This window comes from Devosia subaequoris (genome assembly GCF_014197055.1).
GTDB lineage: Bacteria > Pseudomonadota > Alphaproteobacteria > Rhizobiales > Devosiaceae > Devosia > Devosia subaequoris.
Window position 1 is genome coordinate 21,024 of the sequence record NZ_JACIEW010000001.1, and the last position, 23,851, is coordinate 44,874.

24 protein-coding genes, 1 tRNA gene and 1 pseudogene are annotated in these 23,851 nt (G+C 61.3%); 13 read left to right on the forward strand and 13 right to left on the reverse strand.

The features are described 5' to 3' along the window. Window positions 1-21: 21 nt before the first annotated feature. Window positions 22-454: pseudogene (locus GGR20_RS00110) on the forward strand (tyrosine-type recombinase/integrase); the annotation flags it as partial. Window positions 455-782: 328 nt separating this feature from the next. Here GGR20_RS00110 and GGR20_RS00115 read toward each other — a convergent pair. The 9 genes from GGR20_RS00115 to GGR20_RS00155 form a co-directional block, all read right to left on the reverse strand. Then, window positions 783-1,637, reverse strand: coding sequence for a Crp/Fnr family transcriptional regulator (locus tag GGR20_RS00115; RefSeq protein WP_210283018.1), 855 nt, complete (start codon window positions 1,635-1,637; stop codon window positions 783-785). 121 nt (window positions 1,638-1,758) lie between these two features. Beyond that, a complete protein-coding gene (locus GGR20_RS00120; RefSeq protein WP_183309232.1) occupies window positions 1,759-2,346 on the reverse strand; it encodes a cysteine hydrolase family protein in 588 nt (195 codons plus the stop codon). A gap of 28 nt (window positions 2,347-2,374) precedes the next feature. After that, the gene (locus GGR20_RS00125) at window positions 2,375-2,572 is read right to left on the reverse strand and encodes a hypothetical protein (protein WP_183309233.1); all 198 of its coding nucleotides are present in this window, start codon (window positions 2,570-2,572) and stop codon (window positions 2,375-2,377) included. Between the two features lie 165 nt (window positions 2,573-2,737). Beyond that, window positions 2,738-3,004: a hypothetical protein gene (locus tag GGR20_RS00130; RefSeq protein WP_183310079.1), complete on the reverse strand. Its 267-nt coding sequence runs from the start codon at window positions 3,002-3,004 to the stop codon at window positions 2,738-2,740. Window positions 3,005-3,014: 10 nt separating this feature from the next. Next, complete coding sequence (locus GGR20_RS00135) at window positions 3,015-3,908, reverse strand: SDR family oxidoreductase (protein ID WP_183309234.1); 894 nt, start codon at window positions 3,906-3,908, stop codon at window positions 3,015-3,017. Window positions 3,909-4,151: 243 nt separating this feature from the next. Continuing rightward, window positions 4,152-4,856 carry a zinc-binding dehydrogenase gene (locus GGR20_RS00140; protein ID WP_338084715.1) on the reverse strand — a complete coding sequence of 235 codons (705 nt, stop codon included), beginning with the start codon at window positions 4,854-4,856 and terminating at the stop codon, window positions 4,152-4,154. 241 nt (window positions 4,857-5,097) lie between these two features. After that, window positions 5,098-5,364 carry a hypothetical protein gene (locus GGR20_RS00145; RefSeq protein ID WP_183309235.1) on the reverse strand — a complete coding sequence of 89 codons (267 nt, stop codon included), beginning with the start codon at window positions 5,362-5,364 and terminating at the stop codon, window positions 5,098-5,100. 261 nt (window positions 5,365-5,625) lie between these two features. Further along, entirely contained in the window at window positions 5,626-6,153 is a 528-nt protein-coding gene (locus tag GGR20_RS00150; RefSeq protein ID WP_183309236.1) for a hypothetical protein, read from the reverse strand. A 181-nt stretch (window positions 6,154-6,334) separates the two neighbouring features. Continuing rightward, window positions 6,335-8,713 carry an efflux RND transporter permease subunit gene (locus GGR20_RS00155; RefSeq protein ID WP_183309237.1) on the reverse strand — a complete coding sequence of 793 codons (2,379 nt, stop codon included), beginning with the start codon at window positions 8,711-8,713 and terminating at the stop codon, window positions 6,335-6,337. Window positions 8,714-9,133: 420 nt separating this feature from the next. Between GGR20_RS00155 and GGR20_RS00160 the strand changes: the two genes are divergently transcribed. The 11 genes from GGR20_RS00160 (at window position 9,134) to map (ending at window position 20,461) form a co-directional block, all read left to right on the forward strand. Then, a complete protein-coding gene (locus tag GGR20_RS00160) occupies window positions 9,134-9,517 on the forward strand; it encodes an MFS transporter (RefSeq protein ID WP_183309238.1) in 384 nt (127 codons plus the stop codon). 194 nt (window positions 9,518-9,711) lie between these two features. Then, the gene (gene gyrA, locus GGR20_RS00165; RefSeq protein WP_338084714.1) at window positions 9,712-12,516 is read left to right on the forward strand and encodes a DNA gyrase subunit A; all 2,805 of its coding nucleotides are present in this window, start codon (window positions 9,712-9,714) and stop codon (window positions 12,514-12,516) included. A 309-nt stretch (window positions 12,517-12,825) separates the two neighbouring features. Further along, window positions 12,826-13,320, forward strand: a complete 495-nt coding sequence (gene coaD, locus GGR20_RS00170; protein ID WP_183309239.1) for a pantetheine-phosphate adenylyltransferase — start codon at window positions 12,826-12,828, stop codon at window positions 13,318-13,320. Next, entirely contained in the window at window positions 13,320-13,901 is a 582-nt protein-coding gene (locus GGR20_RS00175) for a peptidylprolyl isomerase (protein WP_420827419.1), read from the forward strand. The genes coaD and GGR20_RS00175 overlap by 1 nt, the downstream gene beginning before the upstream one ends. Window positions 13,902-13,997: 96 nt before the next feature. Then, window positions 13,998-14,510, forward strand: a complete 513-nt coding sequence (locus GGR20_RS00180) for a peptidylprolyl isomerase (RefSeq protein WP_183309241.1) — start codon at window positions 13,998-14,000, stop codon at window positions 14,508-14,510. 129 nt (window positions 14,511-14,639) lie between these two features. Continuing rightward, the gene (locus GGR20_RS00185) at window positions 14,640-15,089 is read left to right on the forward strand and encodes a DMT family transporter (protein ID WP_183309242.1); all 450 of its coding nucleotides are present in this window, start codon (window positions 14,640-14,642) and stop codon (window positions 15,087-15,089) included. Window positions 15,090-15,180: 91 nt separating this feature from the next. Then, window positions 15,181-16,260 carry a tRNA preQ1(34) S-adenosylmethionine ribosyltransferase-isomerase QueA gene (queA, locus tag GGR20_RS00190; RefSeq protein WP_183309243.1) on the forward strand — a complete coding sequence of 360 codons (1,080 nt, stop codon included), beginning with the start codon at window positions 15,181-15,183 and terminating at the stop codon, window positions 16,258-16,260. Next, complete coding sequence (locus GGR20_RS00195) at window positions 16,257-16,886, forward strand: exopolysaccharide biosynthesis protein (RefSeq protein ID WP_183309244.1); 630 nt, start codon at window positions 16,257-16,259, stop codon at window positions 16,884-16,886. The genes queA and GGR20_RS00195 overlap by 4 nt, the downstream gene beginning before the upstream one ends. Before the next feature lie 45 nt (window positions 16,887-16,931). After that, window positions 16,932-18,059 carry a tRNA guanosine(34) transglycosylase Tgt gene (gene tgt, locus GGR20_RS00200; RefSeq protein ID WP_183309245.1) on the forward strand — a complete coding sequence of 376 codons (1,128 nt, stop codon included), beginning with the start codon at window positions 16,932-16,934 and terminating at the stop codon, window positions 18,057-18,059. A gap of 11 nt (window positions 18,060-18,070) precedes the next feature. After that, window positions 18,071-19,702, forward strand: a complete 1,632-nt coding sequence (pgi, locus tag GGR20_RS00205) for a glucose-6-phosphate isomerase (protein WP_183309246.1) — start codon at window positions 18,071-18,073, stop codon at window positions 19,700-19,702. 3 nt (window positions 19,703-19,705) lie between these two features. Next, window positions 19,706-20,461 (forward strand): type I methionyl aminopeptidase, encoded by a 756-nt coding sequence (gene map, locus GGR20_RS00210; RefSeq protein ID WP_183309247.1) that lies wholly within the window; start codon window positions 19,706-19,708, stop codon window positions 20,459-20,461. Between the two features lie 58 nt (window positions 20,462-20,519). Here the strand turns inward: map and GGR20_RS00215 are convergent, their stop codons facing one another. The 4 genes from GGR20_RS00215 to GGR20_RS00230 all read right to left on the reverse strand — a co-directional run bounded on the left by GGR20_RS00215 (window position 20,520) and on the right by GGR20_RS00230 (window position 22,363). Then, window positions 20,520-21,047, reverse strand: a complete 528-nt coding sequence (locus GGR20_RS00215; RefSeq protein WP_183309248.1) for a hypothetical protein — start codon at window positions 21,045-21,047, stop codon at window positions 20,520-20,522. A 54-nt stretch (window positions 21,048-21,101) separates the two neighbouring features. Next, window positions 21,102-21,275 (reverse strand): hypothetical protein, encoded by a 174-nt coding sequence (locus GGR20_RS00220; RefSeq protein WP_183309249.1) that lies wholly within the window; start codon window positions 21,273-21,275, stop codon window positions 21,102-21,104. Between the two features lie 84 nt (window positions 21,276-21,359). Then, window positions 21,360-21,434 (reverse strand) — tRNA-Lys (locus GGR20_RS00225). Between the two features lie 128 nt (window positions 21,435-21,562). Beyond that, window positions 21,563-22,363 (reverse strand): coiled-coil domain-containing protein, encoded by an 801-nt coding sequence (locus GGR20_RS00230; protein WP_183309250.1) that lies wholly within the window; start codon window positions 22,361-22,363, stop codon window positions 21,563-21,565. 137 nt (window positions 22,364-22,500) lie between these two features. On the opposite strand from GGR20_RS00230, the gene glmU reads away from it, so the two are divergent. Beyond that, window positions 22,501-23,850: a bifunctional UDP-N-acetylglucosamine diphosphorylase/glucosamine-1-phosphate N-acetyltransferase GlmU gene (gene glmU / locus GGR20_RS00235; protein WP_183309251.1), complete on the forward strand. Its 1,350-nt coding sequence runs from the start codon at window positions 22,501-22,503 to the stop codon at window positions 23,848-23,850. The last annotated feature ends 1 nt before the right edge of the window (window position 23,851 follow it).

Here is a 23,851-nt window from a genome sequence, read left to right on the forward strand (position 1 = left end):
TTTGGCCAAAGGAGAATGAAAATGGGTATCTCGCAATATGACCCCGCCGCCAGAGGTCGGCCGGTGTGGAACGCCGGTCGGCAGGTCGGCGCAAAAGGGGCGCTCAAGGACCGGCAGATCTGGGCAATCCGGTTCTTTCTGGATCGGGAAGGCCGCATGCGCGACCGAGCGCTGTTTGATCTGGCCATCGACAGTAAGTTGCGTGGCTGCGACCTCGTCAAGCTCAAGATCGGGACACTGATTACCGGTCACGACATTCGCGATCGGGCGATGGTGATCCAGCAGAAGACCGGTCGACCGGTGCAGTCGAGATCACAACAGACGCCAGAACTAGTTTGCTGGCGTGGCTCGAAAAGCGAGGGGCTCGGTAGAGGATTTCGCGTTTCCCAGTCGAGCTGATCCGAACGATCATCTGAGCACCAGGCAATTTGCCCGGTTGGTCGAACCGCAGGTGAGGCCACACGAGATGACGCCGGCGGCCACGATCCCGGTTCGAAAACGATAACCGGACTGTCAGCAATTCCGTGATCGCGTCCTGACCATCATTAACATCCGGACCATCGTTGGTGCGCGCCCCATTCCCGCTGGTCAAGCGACAATCGCAATTTGCTAAGAGCTGTCCATCTGCATGCTCAGTTCAGGAGTCGGCAACGGGGATTGCGGAACAGGGGCTTGGGTGCGTAGCCGAGTGAGCAGGAGTGCAGAGCTGGCGGACAGGTCTGCTCCGCGGGGCACGCCAGCAAGACCTCATGCGGAGGCCGTCTGGACCAAGCCGTAGCCGGTTATGCGTCGAAAGCCTGATCAGACGGGCCAGCGGACAGGTTCAGATAGTGCGGAGAGAATGCGGCCAGCTGCTGCAGGTTCTGTTGATCGCACAGCTCGACACCTGAGCCATTGGAGCGGACGAAGTGTCGTCGGCGCAACTCCTGCATCGTCCGGTTCACGTGAACCGGTGTCAGCCCGAGATGGCGGCCAATTTCCGCCTGGGTCATGGGAAGCCGGAAACGCCCCCCATGGGCCAGACCCATGCGCCGCAGGCGATATTCCAGCTCGCACAGGAAATGAGCGGTTCGCTCAAGAGCCGTCCGTCGGGCAATCGAGAACAGCAGCTCCTCCGACACGGCCCGGTCGATCACCAGTTGCGCCAGAATTGCCGCGAGCACATTGGGCGCGTTTTCCGCGAGCGCGATGGCCTGCTCGGCTGAAATCCACAGATAGCTGCTTTTCGTCAGCGCCACCAATCTGGCGCGCGGCTCGGTGCCTGTAGCCACCGAATAATCGCAGATATCGCCCGGCACAATCAGCGCCGTCGATTGCGCCTCTTCCGCATCGGACACCCCGTAGCGTGCAGCAAGGCCGCTGGCCAGAACACAGAAGCCACGGCCCATCTGGAAGCGGGTTCTGGCCTCGACCGTACGGCGGGTCCACTCCTGGGCCTGCAGTGTCTGCAGATCCTCGCGGTCCAGCAGACCGGTGCTCCAGAACCGCGAAAAGATCTGCGGCTTGATCAAGCTTGAGATATTGCTGTCTCGTAGCGGGATATCAGCGCGTGAGGAGGTTGCTGCCTCGGTGGACGCTCTCCGGTTTGTCTCTGGCGTGTTCGCTCCCAGCCAGTTGGTGACACCTGACCCAGTCATGGGTTCACCCAATGGGCTGGCAGGCCAGTCTTCGGCGTCCGCGCCGAAACTGCCGGCTTCCGCCGGACCGTTACACGCGATCTCTCGAACTGGGTGTGACGGGCGCGATGGCCGGGAAGAATCATGCCAAATCCTCCCAGTAATTCACCGCATCGTCAGCGGAGCAGACCGTCAATTGCTGCTGAAAGCGGCTCCGATAGACGGTCAGGATGGCGTCGTGTGTTTCGTCCGCCGAGCCGAACAGCGCGTCCTGCGGCAGGATGACCCGATAACCCAGGTCGATCGCCCCTAGCATTGTTGCCAGCACGCAGACATCGGTCTCGCCGCCGCTGATGAGCAAACAATCCACCGCGCGCTCCTGCAACAATCGGTGGAGTCGACCATCGTACCAAGGCGAATAGGTAGGTTTGTCGAAGAGTCTGGCGGGTGGAACGTACCGGCGGAACGGGGGAATAATGTCGATGAGGTCAGGATTGAGCCGTTCTCGCGTCATGTTCGGCCAGCGGTCATAGACGCGCTGCCACGCCCCGGGGGCTGACTGGTTGGTTTCAGCCGGCACAAAACGCGTGAAGATCGTCCTGTCAGCGAAACGGTCGACAATCGCGCTGACGGCGGGCACGACGCGCAGCATCCACGGCGCCTGCCATTCCGTCCCCTCGGCGAACATGCTCTGCATGTCGACGCAGATATGAACCCCGTTTCGCATCATGAGCTGGGCTTTTGACCCGAGCTGCGGGTCATTCTGACCCCCGGGTCGAGGTCTTTTCCAGCTCGGAAACTTCCTTCAGCAACGCCTTCCTTGCGTCGTCCCCACGGGGCTCCTGACGGTCGCGTTCGGCGAAAGCCTGAGCGAGTGCAGCTTTCAACTGAGCGGGGCCGGCAGCATAATGCTGGTCAACGAGAATTCTAGCGAGTTCTTCTGGGCCGTCGGTCATTTTGGGTTCCCTTTCGACTGTGGGTCGAACGGTCCACGCCCGAAACGGTTGCGCCTGTTTTCTAGTCGGCGGACACTCATGACCGCCCATGGCCAGGAGCTGGTCCAGGATGCAGAACCGTGTGGGCAGGTGCGCGTCGCCCTACGCAACAAGTTGTTTTCTACGTCAGCGCGACTGCAGGGCCAGCCAGGTCAGGACCATCGCCGCCAGACCAATCGCCAGCACGACGCCAGCATAGATCCACACACCCACGGGTGCCGATCGCTTGTGCTGTTCCGGTCGCCTCTCCGAGGAGAAGACCGTCCCCTGTCCGCCAGCCTCGGCATCGGTGGGCAGGGGCGCGGCCGCAGGGTCGGGAAAATCGACCTTGTCGCCCGTGCGACCGGAGTCGATGTCAGCCCGCAGCTGCTCGCCATTGATTTTCCGGGTCATCCGATGCCTCCTAGGTGACGCCCTTGCCGCCGGTGACGCCAAAGACTTCGCCGGTGATGTAGCTACCTTCCTGCGATGCCAGCAGCACATAGACCGGCGCCAGTTCCACTGGCTGCCCGGGCCGGCCGAAGGCACTCTGCTGGCCAAAGCTTTCGACCTTGTCCTGTGTCTGGCCACCGCTGGGCTGCAACGGGGTCCAGAACGGGCCGGGGGCTACGGTATTTGCCCTGATGCCCTTCTCGATCAACTGTTCGGCCAGCGCCTTGGTATAGGCCACGATGCCGGCCTTGGTGGTGGCATAGTCGAGCAGGTGCGCTGAAGGCTCGAACGCCTGGATGGAGGCGGTGGTGATGACCGAGGCGCCGGGCGGCAGGTGCGGCACAGCAGCTTGAGCGAGCCAGTGCAGCGCGTAGAGATTGGTCTTCATCGTCTTGTCGAAGTCTTCCGAGCTGACCTCGGCTATTGATGGGCGCGTTTGCTGGCGTCCGGCATTGATGACGAGGATATCCAGACCGCCGAGCTTATCAACGGCTGCTGCAATGAGCTCGCGGCAGAAACCTTCATCGGTCACATCGCCGGGAAGGGCAAAGCCCTGTGTCCCCGCGGCCTCGATCAGGCTGATGACGTCCTGGGCGTCTTCCTGCTCGCTTGGCAGGAAATTGATGGCGACGTCAGCGCCTTCACGTGCAAAGGCGATGGCCACGGCGCGCCCAATGCCCGAATCCCCTCCGGTGATCAGCGCCTTGCGGCCGCTCAGGCGGCCAAAGCCCGCATAGCTTTCCTCGCCGTGGTCCGGCGCTGGCTGCATGTCGCCGGCCAAGCCGGGCGGCGACTGTGGCTGCCTTGGAAAAGGCGGCGCGGGATACTGGTATCTGGGGTCCTGAAGGGTGAAGCGATCGGGCATTGCTGCCTCCTGTTTTGTCGCAGGGGCAATGCGCTAGCCACGGATCGCGTTCCTTTCAGTGCTTATGATGGTCTGCCGCTATCAGCGGATAGTGGGTGTCCATTGCGGAGAAGTCGTTCCGACAGCTAGGCCAGAGCCTTCCCGCCCCTGGGTGCGTACGCCAACAGACAAAGAGCCTCAGGCAGCCTTCCGCGCCGGGCGACCTTCGTCTGCATGACCTGTGTCGGTGCCCAGGACGCCGGTTCACGGTTTCAGGATCACCTTGGTCCACTCGTTCTGGTTGTCGTGGAAATTTCGGTACCCGTCTGGCCCCCGTTCAAGCGGCAGGCGGTGGCTGATCAGGCAGGTGGTGTCGATCTCGCCCCGCTCGATGCGCTCCAGAAGATCCTTGGTATAGCGCTGGACATGGGTTTGTCCCGTTCTGATCTGCAGACCTTTCTCCATCATCGCGCCCAGGGGGAATTTATCGGCAAAGCCACCATAGACACCCGGGATGGACATACGGCCACCCTTGCGCACGCAGACTAGCGCCTCTCGCAGGGCGTGGGCACGGTCCACGCGCACGCCGACCTTCTGCTTTGCGACCTCGAGTATGTTGTCGGGCGCAAACCCGCGCGCCTCCATGCCCACCGCATCAATCACCGCATCCGGCCCCAGGCCGCCCGTCATTTCCATCAGCGCTTCGCCCACGGAGCTGCGGTCGAAATCGATCACGTCCGCGCCAAGCTTTCTTGCCAGGTCCAGCCGGTGGGGGTGATGATCGATGGCAATGACGCGGGCGGCGCCCATTATCAGGGCGCCCTGAACCGCGAACAGGCCTACAGGCCCGCAGCCCCAAACGGCAACAATGTCGCCCTGCTCGATCTGCGCGTTCTCGGCAGCCATCCAGCCGGTGGGCAGGATGTCCGAGAGAAACAGCACCTGCTCATCATCAAGGTGGTCCGGCACGACAATAGGACCCACGTCCGAGTATGGCACCCGTAATACTCTGCCTGTCCACCGGGATAGCCGCCGGTCATGTGCGAATAGCCGAACAGTCCGCTCGTCGCGTGGCCATAGAGCACCAGAACTACGTGGCCAAGGTGGGGTAGTTCAAACAGATCATAGACACCCTCGGACCAGGATGGTTGCTCATCGGGCAAGGAGCAGGACCAGATGCCGATGCGCGCTGTCGCCGACGCCCGCTCGATCAGATATTGCCGATGCAGTTCAGCAGCGCGACGGCGGTCCATCGCGGCGTGACCGACCAGTTCGGACACCCGGCGAGCAGAAAATTGGCGTCGGCCTCACTTCTCTGAGCACGATCCCAGAGCACGAGCCACTGCAGTCTGGCTGCATCTATGTCAGGCACCGGCACGGTCAAGACGAAGCGGGCGATGGGATCGTCATTGACGCTGGCGCGGCCGTCCGAGCCGAGCAAGTCGGTGTCGATCCCCGTGGGGGGTGGGGGGGCCATCCATGTCGACCCAACGCATGCCGCTGGTGACGAGGCCGGCGCCCACCATGCCGGTTAATCGGCGCAATCGTGACAGACCCGCTCGGCGACGGTCCGGTGCCGAGCGGAACCATAGGTTGCTCTGCACTTGGCCAGCTTTCGGTGAGGGGCTGCACAAACATGGGCGAACCCTAGCAGCGCGTCCTTAAAACAATGTTCTCTTGCAAGGAGTTGCGACGCCGACCGGTCCGACTACGGCTTCGCGCGACGATAACGATTGAACTAGCGCGAAAACGGCACTTCGGCGCGCAGGCTGTCACCGGACTCGATATAGACGACTTCGAAGACCACCTGAATGGCGTCGCCATTTAGCTGAATCTGTGCCGAGATGTTGAGATCCTTGCCTTCTTCGTCCTGGTCGCGTTCGCGCAGGTTGAAAACGAGGCCGGAGCCACGCTTCTGGCCGACGGCGATGCCGGTGAAGGTGGCATTGGAAGTCATGGCCGCTTCGAAGCGCCGGCTGGCGTCAACATAGGCCAGCGTACCGGCTACGGACAGATTGGTTCCGGCCATGGCGCACCGGCCGCTATAGTTGACCTTGTCCTGATTGCCTTGGCTCAGGGACAGGCGGCAGACCACGGATTCTTCGCTTGCGCCGTAGAGCGTGCCGCGCCCACGCCATTCGCCGATATAGGATTTGAGCAGGGCAACCTCTGCCGGTGCGGCCAGAACTGGCGTGAACCCGGCCAACGAAGAAAACAGAAGACCTGCCAGTGCGGCTGCACGGGTCAGGGTTCCGAAACTGGTCATGGCGCTATGCCTCCAACAAGCAAAACAAGCCCCCCCGGCAAGTCTTCGCAGGCCAAGATTACCGATTGTCGGCCAGGGATGTGGCCGGTTCTCGCGAAAGTGATCGCGCCACAAGCGGTCCGGCCGGAATCACTGCACTCATCGTAGCTTTGGCGACCCATTTGCGGCAAGCGGCTCTCTCTCAGGACGTGCGGCTGGCGCCGACGCGGGTATCGGTATTGCCGGCGGGATCGTCCGGGGTTGCGACATGATCGGCAGTCTGGACGTGAATTCCGGTGAGGTTCTCCAGCATGCGCGATGCGGCCACCAGCAGCGAAGGCAGCATAAACAGATCGCCTACCAACGCCAGCGACAGGGACAGCACAAAAAGCGAGCCGAACAGGGCCACCTGCGGCAATTCAGAGAAGGCGACGATGATGGTGCCCGCACAGAGGATGACGGTTGTCGCGACAATAGCGCCACCAATACGCCGCAGCGTGTGGTGCACGGATTCGATGTGGCTGCGCTGCTCCTCCCGCCGCCCATGCATATAGTGCGAGAGCATATGGATGGTGTCGTTGACGGCAATGCCGAAGGCAATTGTCAGTGCCATGACGGTGGTCAATTGCAGGCCCGCCCCGGTGGCCCAGAGCCAGGCCTGGGTGCCCAAGATGGGAAACATGTTGGGGATGGCGGAGACCAGCGCCATGCGCAGCGAGCCGAAGGCGATGCCGATCAAGACCAGGTTGAGCACGACGCTGGCCGCCAGTGAAATCTGCAGCGAGCGGACGATATCGTCGGTGGCGAAGGTCGTCAGGATGCGGAAACCGCCCAACTCTGCCTGGGGGAAGCCAGCCTCGGACATGCGGGTCTCAATGCGCGCCACCATGTCCTTGAGGGCCTGGCTCTCCAGGATGGTCGGCATGAAGCCGGTGACCAGGGCCTGGCTGCCGTCTTCGGTGATGAAGCGCTTGCGCATGAAGGGACCGACAGCGTCGAACACCTCTTCGCGGGTGAAACCGGTCTCGGTGTAGTTGGTCAGGCTGGCGGCTGAAATGACCTTGTTTTCCCCCAGCTCGGACTCGACGATCTCGTGGATGGTGCGGATGGTCTCGAAATCCTCAGCGCCAACATTGGGGTCCATCTGGGTAAGCGGCACGCGCACGTAGAGCGGAGCGACGCCACCCACGCCCTCATCGATGCTTTCGGCCGTGGACAGCGCCGTGGAATCCTTGGCCATGAAATCTTCAAAAGAGAAGCGCGGCTGGATGAGGAAGAAGGGAATAATCAGCAGGATAGTAAGCAGGATCGCCAGCACACTGACCGGGCGGCCGAACTTCATTGCCAGCCCAAGCGCGGCGGGCACGGGGGCGTTGAGCGCAAAATTCGGCGCTTTGGGCAGCTTGAAGCCGAGCCGAAGTGCCGTTTTGAGCAGGAGTGGCATCACAGTCATCAGGCAAACGAACATGATGGTGCTGCCGGCGGCCCCGGCCAGTGCGAATTCCTGAACGCCCTGGCCCGGCGAGAAGTAGAGCGAGGCAAAGGCGACGAGCGTTGTCAGAGTCGTCAGCGCGGTAGCAGGCCCCACCAGCTTGAGCGTGGTATCAACGGCCTTGTTGGGTTCCATACCGTCTCGCCAATAGGCCAGCCAGTTGAAGATGAAGAACATCGACTCCGCGAACGCCATGACCAGCACCAAGGTGGTGACGATTATGGTGAGAAAGGAGAAAGAGCCGAACAGCAACAGCACTGTACCGATGGACCACATGACGGCCACGAACGGGGTGGCGGCAACGATGATGGCACCCCAGAAGGAGCGCAGGGCAAACAGGGCGATGAAGGCGCCCAGGCCAAAGCCATAGACGGTGAACTTGATCTGGTCGTCGACGGCCGCGTTGAGCATTTCGGAGGTCCAGACCGGTGGGCCGGTCAGCTCGATCTCAAGCCCGGAATCGTCGTAGAATGCGAGGGTTTCGCGCAGGCTGGCGATCATCGCCTTGGTGCCGTCCTGGTTCACCAGTTCCTGGTTGGGGAACATGATAAGCACCACGCCGGTCAGATCGGGCGTGATGAGGTTGCGCATCATCGGATCGTTCTGCTGCAGATCCATCAGCGCCATGGCAACTTCGTCGGCGTTCAGCATCCCCTCGGGCACGGCCGGCACGGACCCGCCGCTGCCGTCGGGCTTGCGCAGGGTAAAGGGCGACATGGTGCCCACGGCGTATTCATTGAGTTCGAGATCGAACGCCAGATTGCGGATTTCTTCGAGAACGTCCGGATCGACCAGATTTGGCGAATTGACCATGACGTAGATGTCGTTCTCAAAGGTGCCAAAGGTCTTCGAGAGATTGTCATAGGCGTCGTAATAGTGCCCGGAATGGGCGTAAACGCGCAGCAGGTCGCCGTCGACATTTGCTTTGGGGATCTGCCAGAAGCAGAGGATCGTGAACAGCAGGACGATCACGGACATGACGCGCGGATAGCGCAGGGTTGCCACGCCCAGATATTCAAAGCCGAAACCAATGGATCGCCGGTTGATGAACCAGTCGACGAAACGCGACACGACAGAACCCGAAGACACCAGAACCCGACTCCCCCTTGGGCGGCAATTGTCTCAATTTTCTACGGGTTTGTGGGTAACGCGTCCAGCTTAGGGGCCTCGCAAACTGTTCAGGCGGTAAATACCGGGTCCGGCGCGAACCGGATCCGGCGCTATTTCGAGCGACCAGCGCGGCCTTGTGCCTTCGACACCAAGCCTCCACCGGTGGAGTATCGGCTGGCCGGGCGGAGCACCGATCGCTGATCGTGCGATTCGGTTATCTGTTCGACTGGGCCCGGAGGCCCCCTTGCATCAAAGAGGCCAGGGCGACGTTTGACGGCGCTGCCCTCGGGTTGCACAAGTCTTCGCAAACATGCCCTATGTGCTGGCCAAGGCACTGGGTGGGCCGCTGATCGACCGCATCGGGCGCGGCGAATTGCCGTCTGGTGCGATATGCCGTCCATGCTGGCGATCGCGGTCATACCCGTACTGTTCTGGGTGGGCTTGTTGCCGATCTGGGTACTCATGCCGGCGGGATTCATCTGTGCCGGACCGGTCGCCCATGTCACGCTGGCGCTCAATGCACCGCTGGAAGTCATCATTCCGATATTTCTGCTCAGCGGCTTCGCAGCAGGATTTCTCAATCCCATCATTGGGGCTATCCTGTTCGAACGCATTGCGCCCGCAATGGTCGGCCGCGTGATCGCTCTGGTCGGGGCACTGGCCTGGGTCCTGATGCCGTTTGGCGGGCTCTACGGGGGCGTCTTGGTCGAGTGGGCGGGGTTTATCCTGCGCTGGGCCTCACGGGCGCGTTCTATATGGTGGCGACGCTGTCGCCAGCATTGATCCGGAGATTCGGCAGATGAACCGAAAACCTGTTGCGGCCGAGCGAAACCAACCATTCGCAACGCCGCGGGCTGCTGCATCTGAGCCTGAATAGGGGCCAGTTCTCTCTCCACAGCTCAAAGCCTCTGAAAATTGGCATTCGGGCGCGGAATCGCCTATCTATGAGGCATCAAGAACCAACGTAGAATCACCCCGTGACAGATACGCCTGATGATGTGAGCGGTGGACCCTCGTCCTCCGACATCGCCCCGATCTTCATTACCGAGGAAATGCGCAAGAGTTACCTCGATTACGCCATGAGCGTGATCGTGAGCCGTGCGCTGCCCGACGTGCGGGACGGGTTGAAGCCGGTGCACCGGCGCATCCTGTTCTCGATGAGCGAGAATGGCTACGAATACAACAAGCCTTATCGCAAATCGGCGCGTGTCGTCGGTGACGTTATCGGTAAATACCACCCGCATGGTGACAGCGCCGTCTATATGGCGTTGGTGCGCATGGCCCAGTCCTTCTCGATGGGACAGATGCTGGTGGAAGGCCAGGGCAATTTCGGCTCGGTGGATGGCGATATGCCGGCTGCCATGCGTTACACCGAAGTGCGCATGCAGCGGATCACCAATTCGTTGCTGGATGATCTGGACAAGGACACGGTCGATTTCCGCGACAACTATGACGGCTCGGAGCATGAGCCGACAGTGTTGCCGGCGCGATTCCCGAACATGCTGGTCAATGGCGGTGGCGGTATTGCCGTGGGCATGGCCACCAATATCCCGACCCACAACCTGAGCGAAACCATCAACGCTGCATTGGCGGTGCTGGACAATCCGTTTGCGACGACCGAGGAACTGCTGGAGCATCTGCCGGGACCGGATTTCCCGACAGGCGGCATCATCCTGGGGCGCGCCGGCATCCGTCAGGCCTATGAGACGGGCCGCGGCTCGATCATGGTGCGCGGGCGTTCGAGCGTCGAGGAAGTGCGCAAGGAACGCGAAGCCATCATCATCACCGAGATTCCTTATCAGGTGAACAAGGCCTCGCTGGTGGAAAAGATCGCCGAACTGGTGCGCGACAAGCGTATCGAGGGCGTGGCCGATCTGCGCGACGAATCCAGCCGCGAAGGCATGCGCATCGTGGTCGAGGTCAAGCGCGATGCGCTGCCCGAAGTGGTGCTGAACCAGCTTTATCGCTTCACGCAATTGCAGAGTTCGTTCGGCTGCAATTTCGTGGCGCTCAACGGCGGCAAGCCGGAACTGATGAATCTCAAGCAGATTCTGGACGCCTTTATCGACTTCCGTGAGCAGGTGGTTACGCGTCGCGCGCGATTCCTGCTCAACAAGGCGCGGGATCGCGCTCACGTACTGGTGGGCCTGGCCGTGGCCGTGGCCAATATTGACGAAGTCATTGCGCTGATCCGAACCGCGCCCGATCCGGCGACGGCGCGCGGACAATTGATGACCCGTCGCTGGCCGGCGGCCGATGTGGCACCGCTGATCGCGTTGATCGACGATCCGCGCCACCGTATCAATGACGATGGCACGTTCAACCTTTCGGAAGAGCAGGCCCGCGCCATTCTCGAATTGCGTCTGGCGCGCCTGACTGCACTGGGCCGGGACGAAATCGGCGACGAGCTCAATGGCCTTGGCGCCGAGATCGAGGACTATCTCGATATCCTGCGCAGCCGTGAGCGTGTCCGGGCGATCATTCGCGAGGAGCTCGAAGCGATACGCGAGCAGTTCGGCACGCCGCGCCGGACCGAGATTTCCGATCACGCCGCCGATTTTGATGATGAGGACCTGATTGCCCGCGAGGACATGGTGGTGACCGTCAGTCATGGCGGCTACATCAAGCGAGTGCCGCTCTCCACCTATCGGGCACAGAACCGCGGCGGCAAGGGCCGCTCGGGCATGGCAACGCGCGACGAGGATTTCGTGGCGCGGCTCTTCGTGGCCAACACGCATACGCCGGTGCTGTTCTTTACCAGCCGCGGTATCGCCTACAAGCTCAAGGTGTGGCGCCTGCCGCTTGCGGCCGCCAATGCCCGTGGCAAGGCGCTGATCAATATCCTGCCGCTCGAACAGGGCGAACGCATTACCTCGATCATGCCGCTGCCGGAGGACGAAACCTCCTGGGGCAATCTCGACATCATGTTCGCCACGACGCGCGGCACGGTGCGCCGCAATTCACTGGCCGACTTCGTTGAGGTGCGCCAGAACGGTAAGATCGCCATGAAGCTCGATGAGGGCGATGCGATCGTTGGCGTGGACACCTGCACGGTGAACTCGGACGTGCTGATGACCACTGCACTAGGGCAGGCAATCCGCTTCCGGGCCGATGATGTGCGCCTGTTCAAGGGCCGCGATTCGATGGGTGTGCGCGGCATCCAGCTTGCCGACGGCGATACGGTCATCTCCATGGCCATTATCAACCACTCCGATGCCAATGCCGAGCAACGCGCCGCCTATCTCAAGATGAGCCGTGCGGTGCGCGGGGAGGCCGAGGGCGAGGACACTGGTTCGGACGAGGCCGATGTGGTCGCCGGCGAATTGAGCCCGGAACTTTACGCGCAGATGAGCGCCACCGAGCAGTTCATCCTGACCATTTCCGAGAACGGCTATGGCAAGCGGACCTCCAGTCACGAATACCGGATTACCGGGCGCGGCGGCAAAGGCATCGTCGCCATGGCGGTCAACAAGCGCAACGGCAATCTGGTGGCCAGCTTCCCGGTGGAAGACGATGACCAGATCATGATGATCAGCGATGGCGGGCAGACCATTCGCTTACCAGTTGGCGGCGACAAGCCGATCCGTATCGTTGGCCGGTCCAGCCAGGGCGTCATCGTGTTCGATACGGCCGCAGACGAGAAGGTGGTGTCGGTGGAGCGCATCAGCGAACCGGAAGCCGACGAGGATGACCTGCCGCCTGAAGCGTCGGCGGATGGAGCTCCCGGAACGCCACCTGATGGCGATGAGGGCGGAAGCCCGAGCGAGCCGAGCGGCGAATGATAGTAGGAAGGGGCGCTTAGGCGCCCCTTACCGTCTGGCACTGTCGGGGCGGCGCTGCGGTCAGCGGGAGAATTGCCTGGCACGACCAGCGAAATGCGCTGGCGAGGGCCACCAGAAGAATCGCCGCCGCTAAATCGTGCTCCAATACCTCCTTCATCGCCCCCGGAACGGACAGCAGCGACCTTTTTGCGGGATGAGCCGGTGAGACTGGATTCGCTCGGGAAGCTGCAAGGCTTTCACTTGGCCTGACCTTGCTTCAAGGCGGCGCGCGTGACAAAAGCTTTGCAACTACAAGGGGAAGGGGATGCCATGACGCAACTGGTTGGATTTTATCCAGGGTCGTTCGACCCGTTAACCAATGGGCATCTCGATGTGATCGAGCGGGCCTGCAAGCTTGTGGACACGCTGGTCGTGGCGGTGGGCATCAGCGCCACCAAGAAGAATCCCCTATTTACACATGAGGACCGGATCGAAATTCTCAAGCAGGTTTTGCCAGCCGTCGGCACGCGGACCAATACCGAGTTCCGGATCGTCGACTTCTCCGGCCTGATGGTCAATGCGGCGCGGATAAATGGCGCCAAGCTGATTATTCGCGGCCTGCGCGACACCACCGATTACAATTATGAGATGCAGATGGTGGGCATGAATGCTCAGATGGCGCCGGACCTGCAGACCGTTTTTCTCCCCTCCAGCCCACCGGTGCGGCATATCTCGGCCACATTGGTGCGGCAGATCGCTGAAATGGGCGGCGATATTTCCGCCTTCGTCCCGCAAATCGTTCTCAAGGCTCTTCACAACAAATGATCAAGCTGACCCGCCGCCATTTCGCCGCGCTTGCCCTGAGCGCGACCCTTGTTGCCGCTCCGGCCTTTGCCCAATCGGGCACGCCGCATCTGATCCTGACGCTCGAGGGTGGCGCGGTCGAAATTGAACTGCTGCCCGAAATCGCGCCCAAGCACGTGGAGCGGGTGGTGACTCTGACCCAGGCTGGGGAATATGACGGGGTGGTGTTCCATCGCGTAATCGACGGATTCATGGCTCAGACTGGTGACGTGGCCAATGGCGACTCCACAGATGACAGTTACAATCTGGCCATGGCCGGTACCGGTGGTTCGGACCTGCCAGACGTGGAAGCAGAATTCAATTCAGAGAGCTTCCAGCGTGGCATAGTCGGCGCGGCGCGCTCGCAGGATCCCAATTCGTTCAACTCGCAATTCTTCATCACCACGGCCGATGCCAGCTTCCTTGATGGGCAGTACACAGTGTTCGGCAAGGTGGTTTCCGGCATGGAGGCGGTCGACGCCCTGGAGAAAGGCCCGCAGGAGAAGAACGGCGCCGTGGCCAATCCAGACAAGATCGTCTCGGCGACAATCGAATATCGCTAGCGGGTTTTCTGGGCGGGCTAGGGTTGCTGCGAGGCTTGCGCCTCGCGCGCATTCGCCCTACACCCCGGCCACATTCTGAACCGAAAGAGATTTCTCATGGCCTATGCAGATCCCGAAAACACCCTCGTCATCGAAACCTCCAAGGGCAAGGTTGTGATCGCCATGAAGCCCGACGTGGCACCGGGCCATGTCGATCACATCAAGAAGCTGGCCCGCGAAGGTGCTTACGACGGCGTGGTGTTCCATCGCGTGATCGATGGCTTCATGGCCCAGACTGGTGACGTCAAGTTCGGCAATTCCAATCTGCCCGAGTTCAACCCGTCGCGTGCCGGCACCGGCGGTTCGAAGTATCCGAACATCAAGGCCGAGTTCAACGCCGAGCCGCACAAGCGCGGTACGGCCTCGATGGCCCGTGCTCAGGACCCTAACAGCGCCAATTCGCAGTTCTTCATCTGTTTTGCCGACGCGCCGTTCCTTAACCGTCAGTACACGGTTTGGGGTGAAGTGATCGAAGGCATGGAAAATGTCGACCAGATCAAGCGCGGCGAGCCGGTGACCGATCCGGACAAGATGGTGTCGGTCAAGGTGGCCGCTGACATCACCGAATAAGACTTCAAACCGGCGGCATCGACCGCCGGTTTTCTTTTGGCCTCCGGTTGACGACGGGGCCCGGGATGGGATGATTTCAACCCTTTTCCTGGGCTCAGCCGAGTCCTCATTCGGGTCGTTGCTTTGAAAATGGATAGTCTTCTCTGGGCGCTGATGGGCGTCATCGCCGGCGCCTGCATTGCTGCGCAAGCGCCGATCAATGCCAGCCTAGGACGCGCGCTTGAGGTGCCGATCGCGGCGGCGGCGGTCTCCTTCCTGGCGGGTGGCGTGGTGTTGTGGGCGCTGGCATTCCTGTTCAGCCACCTCACCAGCACGCCGATCAATTACGGGGCGCCTGCCCCCTGGACCTTTGTCGCCGGCGGATTGCTCGGCGCGTTCTATGTGTTCTCCAATATCACTCTCACCCCGCTAATGGGCGCAGCTGCAGTGATGGCGCTGTCGGTGACAGGGCAATTGATCGGCGGATTGTTTCTCGACAAGATCGGGTTCATGGGCATGGCCGTGAGGGAGATTTCAGTTGGGCGGATTGCCGGCGCCGTGCTGCTGGTGGCCGGTGCGGTGATGATCCGCGTCCTTTAGGGCACACTGGAGCTGCGTTCTTGCCAGATGGGGCAACTGGTTTGCATTTTGGCCCGTTCCCGCGAGCGCAGACCCATGCTAACGAGCGGCCATGCGCGTTACAGAATTTGATTTTGACCTGCCCGAAGATCTGATTGCCCTGCACCCCGCAGAGCCGCGCGACAGCGCGCGCCTGCTGGTGGTGCGTCCCGGCGAGCCCTTTGCCGATCAGCATATCCCCGATCTCAAGACCCTTTTGCGGCCGGGCGACGTGCTGGTAGTCAATGATACGCGGGTTCTGCCGGCGGAGCTGAAGGGCGTGCGGCTGCGCGGCGACGTGCGTGCCAATGTCTCATTCAACCTACACAAGCGCGTCGATGCCAAGACCTGGCGGGCCTTTGCGCGGCCAGCAAAAAAGCTTCACCTGCTCGATCGGTTGGAGCTGGGCAATGGCGAAGCCGAACCTTTGGTAGCCCGGGTGGCCGGCAAGGGCGACACCGGCGAAGTGACGCTGGAGTTCGAACTGGGCGGGGCGCAACTGGACGAAGCGATCAAATCGCATGGCGCCATGCCCTTGCCGCCCTATATCGGGGCCAAGCGGCCGGTCGAAGAGCGCGACAAGGTCGATTACCAGACCGTCTATGCAGCCGAGGACGGGGCCGTTGCTGCACCGACTGCTGGACTGCATTTCACCGAGAAGCTGTTGCAGGAACTGGCCAATATGGATGTCGCCATGGAGCGCGTGACGCTGCATGTCGGGGCCGGTACGTTCCTGCCGATGAAGGCAGACGATACCGACGACCATGTGATGCACTCGGAGTGGGGCGAGATCGACCAGGCGACGGTCGAACGTATCAACGCGCGGCGCAAAGCCGGTGGCAGGGTGATTGCGGTCGGCACGACCAGCTTGCGGCTGCTGGAAACGGCCTCGCGGGCGACCGGCGAGTTGAAGCCCTTTATGGGGGATACCGACATCTTCATTACGCCCGGTTTCCGGTTCCGTACTGTCGATGTGCTGATGACCAATTTTCATCTGCCCAAATCGACGCTGTTCATGCTAGTCAGCGCTTTCTCGGGGCTCGATACGATGAAAGCGGCCTACGCGCATGCCATCGCCAATGGCTACCGCTTCTATTCTTACGGAGATTCATCGCTCCTTCACCGGGCCCCACATCCTGAGGATGATGCGTGAGCGCGCGTGAGGCGCCGATCACCCGCTATACGCGCCGCATTGCCGTTTCGCTAAGGCGAGCGGCTGAACAGGATCAGTCCCATCTGACGCTCTCGCGGCTGGTCGAAATATTGGGGCCGCGGGCACATCGGTTGCTGTTGCTCGTGGTGTCGCTGTTCAACATGATCCCCGGTCCGCCGGGCTATGGCGGTACCATTGCCTGGACGACCTGCGCCGTTGCGGTAGGCATGCTGATGCGGCGCCCGATCCGCCTGCCGCGCATTATCGGCAAGCGCAAACTGCCGCTGGATCTGATGGTCAGGGCCAGCAATCAGGTGGTGAAGGTCGCTGGTGTCCTGGCGCGGTTCTCCAAGCCGAGACTGCGCTGGCTGACCGGTATGGGCGCCAACACGCCCTATGCCATTCTTGTCATTTGCGTCAGCGTGGTTATGGCGTTGCCCGTCCCTTTCATCAATGCCATTCCCAATGTGGGGCTGTGCATCATTGCTTTCTCGATGCTGAACCGGGATGGGGCCGGGGTGATCGTGGGACTGGTGGCCACGGCAATCGGGTTGGCTATCGCGGTCGCGATCTTTATCGGCGCGTTCCATCTGGGCATGGCCGCAGTCAATTCGATGGCAGCCTGACCGCGCCACTTTCGCAAGCGACCACAACCGGCTAGAACCCGCGGCATGAAACAAGTCACTTTCTCCCTCCTTGCCACTGATGGCATGGCTCGCCACGGCCGCATCGATACGCCACGTGGTGAAATCAATACGCCTGCCTTCATGCCTGTCGGCACGGCCGGTACGGTCAAGGCGATGTATCCCGAGCAGGTGCGCGAAACCGGCGCCGATATCCTGCTGGGCAATACCTATCATCTGATGCTGCGGCCGGGAGCGGAACGCGTCGCTTCGCTCGGTGGTCTGCATGACTTCATGGATTGGCAGCGCCCGATCCTGACCGATAGCGGCGGCTTCCAGGTGATGTCGTTGGCCAAGCTGCGCAAGCTCACAGAGAAGGGCGTGACCTTCAAGTCGCATATCGATGGCTCGAGCCATGAGCTGACGCCGGAGCGCTCTATCGAGATCCAGACGCTGCTCGATAGCGACATCATCATGCAGCTCGATGAGTGCATTGCACTGCCGGCAGAGCGCAAGGAGATGGAGCGGGCGATGGAGTTGTCCATCCGCTGGGCGGATCGTTCCAAAGCGGCGTTCGACAATCAGCAGAACCGGGCTCTCTTCGGGATCGTTCAGGGTGGAGACGATGCGGAGCTACGGGGTCGCTCGGCGGCGGGGCTGAAATCCATCGGGTTCGATGGCTATGCCGTCGGCGGCCTGGCGGTGGGGGAGCCGCAGGAGGTGATGTTCCGGGTGCTCAACGAGGTCACCCCGGAGTTGCCGACAGATCGACCGCGCTATCTGATGGGCGTGGGCAAGCCGGACGACATTCTTGGCGGGATCGAGCGTGGCATCGACATGTTCGATTGTGTGCATCCGACGCGCGCGGGCCGCCATGGTCATGCTTATACGCGGTTTGGCGTCATCAACCTGAAGAACGCCCGGCATAAGGACGATCACCGGCCCTTGGACGAGGCATCGCCCAATCCCAATTGCCGCCGCTGGAGCCGAGCCTATCTGCACCATCTGGTTCGTACCGAAGAGATTTTGGGCGCCATGGTGCTTTCGCAGATTAACCTGGCCTATTATCAGGAGCTGACGGCCGGGTGCCGCGCTGCCATCGAAGCGGGTCGGATGAATGATTTTGCGGCAGAGACGCGCGCGGCATGGGCCGCTGGCGACCTGCCGGTTTTGTAAGGGGACAAGGAATGGCCAAGGACGCGGGCTTCAACGCGCTGAGCAAGCATCGCAAGCGCATTGCACAAACCGATATGCGCGAAATGTTTGCGATCGACCCCAATCGTTTCCAGCGGTTCTCGGCGACTGGTGCGGATATTCTGCTCGACTATTCCAAGAACCGGATCGATGAAGAGGTGATGGGCGCGCTGTTCGAGCTGGCGCGCGCCGCCGGCGTGGAAGAGCGCCGCATGCAGATGTGCGAGGGCGAGCACATCAATATCACCGAAGACCGCGCCGTGATGCACATGGCATTGCGGTATCAGGGTGAGCACCCGGTCGAAGTCGACGGTAAAGACGTGATGCCGGATGTGCGATCCGTGCTCAAAGCCATCGAAGCCTATTCGAACGCCGTGCGGTCCGGCGAAGTCCGTGGTCAGGGCGGCGAGCAGTTCACGGATGTGGTCAATATCGGCATTGGCGGTTCCGACCTTGGCCCCGCCATGGTCACACTGGCACTGGAGCCTTATACTCGCGCCGACTTGCGCGCGCACTACGTCTCCAATGTCGATGGCGCGCACGTCCATGACGTGCTCAAGCGCCTCGATCCTAAAAAAACGCTGTTCATCGTTGCTTCGAAGACTTTCACCACCGACGAAACCATGACCAACGCCAATTCGGCGCGGGCGTGGATCGCCGAAGCGCTGGGTGAAGAGGCGGTGCCGAACCATTTTGCGGCGGTCTCCACCAATCTCGAGGCTTGCGCAAATTTCGGCATCCGCGAAGACCGGATTTTCGGGTTCTGGGACTGGGTGGGCGGCCGCTATTCAGTGTGGTCGGCCATCGGCCTGCCCATTGCATTGGCAGTTGGCTACGACAACTTCGCCAAGTTTCTGGCCGGTGCCGATGCGATGGATCGGCACTTCCTGGAGACGCCGCTCGAGCGCAACCTGCCGGTGATCATGGCGCTGCTCGGGGTCTGGTATCGCAACGCGTGGGGGTTCTCGACCCATGCCGTGCTGCCCTACGACCAGCGGATGAGCCGCTTTGCCGCCTATCTGCAGCAGCAGGACATGGAATCGAACGGTAAGTCGGTGACGCTGGATGGCAAAAAGGTCGACTGGCCGACCGGGCCTATTGTCTGGGGCGAGCCGGGGACCAACGGTCAGCATGCCTTTTACCAGCTTATCCATCAGGGCACCGATGTCATTCCGTGCGATTTCCTGATCGCTGCGCGGCCACATGAGAGCCTGCCGCCGCATCATGACAAGCTGGTGGCCAATGTGCTGGCGCAGTCCGAGGCACTGATGCTGGGCAAGACCAAGGAAGAGGTCGTGGCCGAACTCAAGGCGCAGGGTCTCGAAAAGGCTGAGATCAAGGCGCTGGCACCACACAAGGTGTTCCCGGGTAATCGACCCTCCAACACGCTGTTCTACAAGCAGCTTACCCCAGAGACACTGGGTTCGCTGGTTGCGCTCTACGAGCACAAGGTGTTCGTGCAGGGGGTGATCTGGAACGTCAATTCCTACGACCAGTGGGGCGTGGAACTGGGCAAGCAATTGGCCAAGGCGCTGTTGCCCAAGGTCAAGGGTGAACAAGGCGGCGCGGGGCATGATGCCTCAACCCAAGGTCTTCTCGGCTACTACCTCGCCAACAAGGCCTGACGCTTGATTATCACGACAGACGAGCAGCTTGGTAAGCTCAAGGAAATCGGCCGTATCTGTGCCATGGCCCGCGAACTCATGGCAGAGGCAATGCGGCCGGGCATGACCACGCTAGAGCTGGATGAAATCGGCGCGAAGTTTCTCGCCGACCATGGCGCAGTGTCCGCGCCGATCGTCACCTATGAGTTTCCGGGGGCCACCTGCATTTCGGTCAATGAAGAGATCGCCCACGGCATTCCCGGGGATCGGGTGCTCAAGGATGGCGACCTGGTCAATATCGACGTGTCGGCGGCCAAGGATGGCGTTTATGCCGATTGTGGCGCGTCCTATATTCTGGGCAAGGGTGATCCCCGGCTGGAAAAGCTGTGCCGCGACGGCAAGAAGGCGATGTGGGCTGGTATCAATGCGGTCAAGGCCGGGGCGCCGCTGGCCGAAATCGGCACCGCCATCGGCAAGGTTGCCAAGAAGGGCGGCTACACGTTGATCCGAAACCTTGCCAGCCACGGGGTCGGCGACAGCCTGCATGACGAGCCGGGCGAAGTGCCGACCTGGCCGGATAAGTCTGAGCGGCGGAGAATCGGGAACGGGCTGGTGTTCACCATCGAGCCGTTCCTTTCGTTGGGCGGGCAGATAGCCGAGCAGATGTATGACGACGACGAGTGGACGCTGACAGCCGAGCCGCTGGCGCCAACTGTACAGTATGAACATACGATCGTTGCAACCCCGCGCGGGCCGGTTGTGGTGACGCTGGCGGGATAGGCGGCACTCCGCCCTGTCCATCCCGCGAGGGCCAAGAGGGCGCTGCTGCGGCCGTGGCTTAGAGCCAGACCAGCAGAAGCGGGCCGAGGATGATCAGGCCAATGCCCACGGCGTAACGCAGATTGCCCAGGCGCCGTAGGGCGGGCACGCTGAGCATCGTGGACAGCACCAGGAAACCGATGAGGCCGACCAATGCGGGCAGCAGCGGATTGAGGTTGAGCGCGGCGTTCTCGGTTAGCTGCAGATAGACCATGTGCCCGCCTGCAAAGCCGAGCAGAGCCATGATGACCACGGTGACAGCCTTGGACGTGATCAGCAGAGCCATGTCAATGGTGGTGCTGGTGAGCACTAGCGCGATGCCGGAGCCGGTGACGTGTACGGCGGCCAGCGTGGCAAACACGCCACTGCCGGTCAGGACAGGGACCAGTTCAGGCGGGGCGTTCAGCGGCAGGGAGCCGACCATGGGCAGGTCCGCGCCGTACTGGGCCAACAGTAGAATGCCATAGAGCATGACAAGCGTGCTGGCCGCAAAGACCAGCAAAGTGACCGCCAGGACCTTGAGCAGGTCCGTCGTCTCCTGTGACATTGATATCCCCCAAACGCATTGCCTGTAGCCGATAGTACGGCATGGTGCTGATTCTCAAACTGGAATGCGGCGTCCGGGACCGCTCAGCCGCGTCTGGGTGGTGCGGGAGGCGGGTAGGCGGGCGCGCTGAATGCGTGTGGGTTTGCGAAAATCCTCAGACAACTCGAAGGCATCCGCCCGATTGTCGAGTTCGGCATAGGGGTCCGGGTCTATGCAGGTCTGGGGCATGGTCGCGCACTGGTTGAGGAGCGCATCATTGTGCCCGCATACCCGGGCGGCATCGTGACGATAGCGTGATGCATTCTGGAGAAGTGGTACGCCGGGTGGGGGTCGAACCCACGACCATTCGATTAAAAGTCGAATGCTCTACCACTGAGCTACCGGCGCCTACATTTTTGAATGTCGCGTTTCAGTTCAAGCGGGATAACCCAAAATTCGGAAACGCTCCGTGAACGCCGCTCGGCGTTGCGGCGGAACATAGCCAGAGTTGTCGGCCTGTCAACCGTATTTGGTTCTTAACGCGACATGTCCAGGGGAGTACCGGAAAACGGCATGGGAATGCAGGCAATCGAAACACGTTCGAAGCGCTGGCAGAGGGCGCGCGCTTCGGCTAGTTCCTCAATGGGACCGACAACAATCCGCTTGCCCTCACCATTGGCCTCATCCGTCACCAGAGGGGACAGGCCGAACAGCAGCGGGCCAAGCTTGAGGGTCAGGTCGCTCCAGAGGGCGGGTGTCTGCTCGAAGGGCACGGCAGCACCGACAGCGATGCCATAGGCGTTCTCGTTGGGCATCGCCATGGCAGTCGTCGGTTCTGTCGCCACCGGTGCCGGCAAGGGCTGATTGACTGGTTCTGGCACTGTGGCCTGGGGCAAGGCGGACTGCCGGACGGCGACCGTGCCGCCTTCAGCCTCAAAGGTCAACGTCTGATTGCTGCCGATGGAGGCGGTTACGTTGGAACGGTCGACCGAGGTGCTGTTAGGCAGGTTTTCGAGAATTTGCGGCACGGTGGTCTCAAGGGCACCGACCCGGCGGATAATGTCATTGCCTGAGCGCTCCTGCATGGAGAAGCGCGTCACCAGAAGTTCGTTTTCGCGTTTTAGCCGCCTGGTTTCGTCGCGAAGGTCAGATACCTGCAGGCGCAGGGTTTCGATCGAAGCGCCCGCCACACGTGGCTGATGCAGGCCGCCAATGATGGATTGCGGCACCAGCAGTGAGATATTTGAGCCAAAGACGGCCAGAGCGACACAAACAAGTGCAACGATGCCCCAGACCGTCACGTCGGATTGCCGGAACTGTTCGGATGCTTTAGCCAAGCGAGGATCCTCTGAGACGCCCGAATCGCCGGGAGTGTCGTAGTGAGATTGGTCCCAATGTTATCGGTTCGCCAACTGTTGGCTGCCATAAATTTGTGTAAATGCCGGGAGAAAGCCGGTGGGTCGGGGAGAGCGTGATGGCCGAACTGCTTTCGATCATTCTTGCAGCTGGCGAAGGCACGCGGATGAAGTCCGCCCTGCCCAAAGTGTTGCACCCGGTCGGGGGGCTGCCCGTGGTCAGCCACGTGCTGCGGACGGCTCAGGGTTTTGGCTCGAAAGTCGCGGTTGTCGTCGGTCCCAATCATGAAGCCGTCGAGGCTGCGGTCACCCGATTTGATCCCAGTTGCCAGATCGCACGACAAGAGCAACGTCTGGGAACCGCTCATGCGGTGCAGCAAGCGAGGGCGGCCTTGGAGGCAGCGTCGGGCCACGTGCTGGTGCTTTACGCCGATACGCCTTTGGTGACGGCACGGACGATTGGCAATATCGTTTCCAAGCTGGACGACGGCGCTGACATGGTCGTCGTTGGATTCCGGCCGGGCAATCCCACGGGCTATGGCCGGCTGCTGACAGAAGGAAGTCAGGTGCGCGCCATTCGGGAGCACAAGGACGCAACGGACGCTGAACGGCAAATTGGTCTCTGCAATTCGGGGATTATTGGTTTCCGCAGTGACGCGCTACGAGGCGTGATTGACCGTATCGGCAATGAAAATGCCAAGGGCGAATACTATCTGACCGATGCGGTGGAGTTAGCGACGGGGGATGGTCAGCGGGTCGATTTCATCGAAGCTGACGCGGCCGAGTTGGTGGGCGTGGATAACCGCGAAAAACTGGCCGAGGCCGAAGCGACGTTTCAGCAGTTCAAGCGCAAGGAAATCATGGCTGCCGGTGTCACCCTGCGCGATCCGAACAGCGTGTGGTTTTCATGGGATACCGAAATCGGACGTGACGTGACGATTTTCCCCAATGTGGTTTTCGGGCCGGGCGTGAAAATTGCCGATAATGTCGAAATCCGCGCCTTTTGCGATGTCGAGGATGCGGTGATTGGCGAGGGGGCAAGCATTGGTCCGTTTGCCCGTATCCGGGGCGGGGCCGAGTTGGGGCCGAACGTGCACCTGGGCAATTTTGTCGAAGTCAAAAAAAGCAAGATTGGCGCCGGGACCAAGGCGGGGCATCTGAGCTATCTCGGAGATGCTGAAATCGGGGCCAAGACCAATATCGGCGCTGGAACCATCACCTGCAATTATGATGGCGTGAACAAGGACAGGACGATTATTGGGGACAATGTGTTCATTGGCTCCAATGCTTCGCTCGTCGCCCCGGTCAGCATTGGCGATGGCGCCTACACCGCTTCGGGAAGCGTGATAACCGAGGATGTGCCCGCCGATGCGCTGGCGCTGGGACGGGCGCGGCAGGAAAACAAGCCGGGCTATGCGCCAAAACTCAAGCAACGGGCTCTGGCCAAGAAGGCGGCGAAAGGAAAATAGC

Excerpts from the sequence above, each read along its gene's own strand:
- GGR20_RS00115 (WP_210283018.1), bottom strand. The coding sequence starts at position 1,637 with ATGACTGGGTCAGGTGTCACCAACTGGCTGGGAGCGAACACGCCAGAG.
- GGR20_RS00120 (WP_183309232.1), bottom strand. The coding sequence starts at position 2,346 with ATGATGCGAAACGGGGTTCATATCTGCGTCGACATGCAGAGCATGTTC.
- GGR20_RS00125 (WP_183309233.1), bottom strand. The coding sequence starts at position 2,572 with ATGACCGACGGCCCAGAAGAACTCGCTAGAATTCTCGTTGACCAGCAT.
- GGR20_RS00130 (WP_183310079.1), bottom strand. The coding sequence starts at position 3,004 with ATGACCCGGAAAATCAATGGCGAGCAGCTGCGGGCTGACATCGACTCC.
- GGR20_RS00135 (WP_183309234.1), bottom strand. The coding sequence starts at position 3,908 with ATGCCCGATCGCTTCACCCTTCAGGACCCCAGATACCAGTATCCCGCG.
- GGR20_RS00145 (WP_183309235.1), bottom strand. The coding sequence starts at position 5,364 with ATGGCCCCCCCACCCCCCACGGGGATCGACACCGACTTGCTCGGCTCG.
- GGR20_RS00150 (WP_183309236.1), bottom strand. The coding sequence starts at position 6,153 with ATGACCAGTTTCGGAACCCTGACCCGTGCAGCCGCACTGGCAGGTCTT.
- GGR20_RS00160 (WP_183309238.1), top strand. The coding sequence starts at position 9,134 with ATGCTGGCGATCGCGGTCATACCCGTACTGTTCTGGGTGGGCTTGTTG.
- coaD (WP_183309239.1), top strand. The coding sequence starts at position 12,826 with ATGACGCAACTGGTTGGATTTTATCCAGGGTCGTTCGACCCGTTAACC.
- GGR20_RS00180 (WP_183309241.1), top strand. The coding sequence starts at position 13,998 with ATGGCCTATGCAGATCCCGAAAACACCCTCGTCATCGAAACCTCCAAG.
- GGR20_RS00185 (WP_183309242.1), top strand. The coding sequence starts at position 14,640 with ATGGATAGTCTTCTCTGGGCGCTGATGGGCGTCATCGCCGGCGCCTGC.
- queA (WP_183309243.1), top strand. The coding sequence starts at position 15,181 with ATGCGCGTTACAGAATTTGATTTTGACCTGCCCGAAGATCTGATTGCC.
- tgt (WP_183309245.1), top strand. The coding sequence starts at position 16,932 with ATGAAACAAGTCACTTTCTCCCTCCTTGCCACTGATGGCATGGCTCGC.
- pgi (WP_183309246.1), top strand. The coding sequence starts at position 18,071 with ATGGCCAAGGACGCGGGCTTCAACGCGCTGAGCAAGCATCGCAAGCGC.
- GGR20_RS00215 (WP_183309248.1), bottom strand. The coding sequence starts at position 21,047 with ATGTCACAGGAGACGACGGACCTGCTCAAGGTCCTGGCGGTCACTTTG.
- GGR20_RS00220 (WP_183309249.1), bottom strand. The coding sequence starts at position 21,275 with ATGCCCCAGACCTGCATAGACCCGGACCCCTATGCCGAACTCGACAAT.
- glmU (WP_183309251.1), top strand. The coding sequence starts at position 22,501 with ATGGCCGAACTGCTTTCGATCATTCTTGCAGCTGGCGAAGGCACGCGG.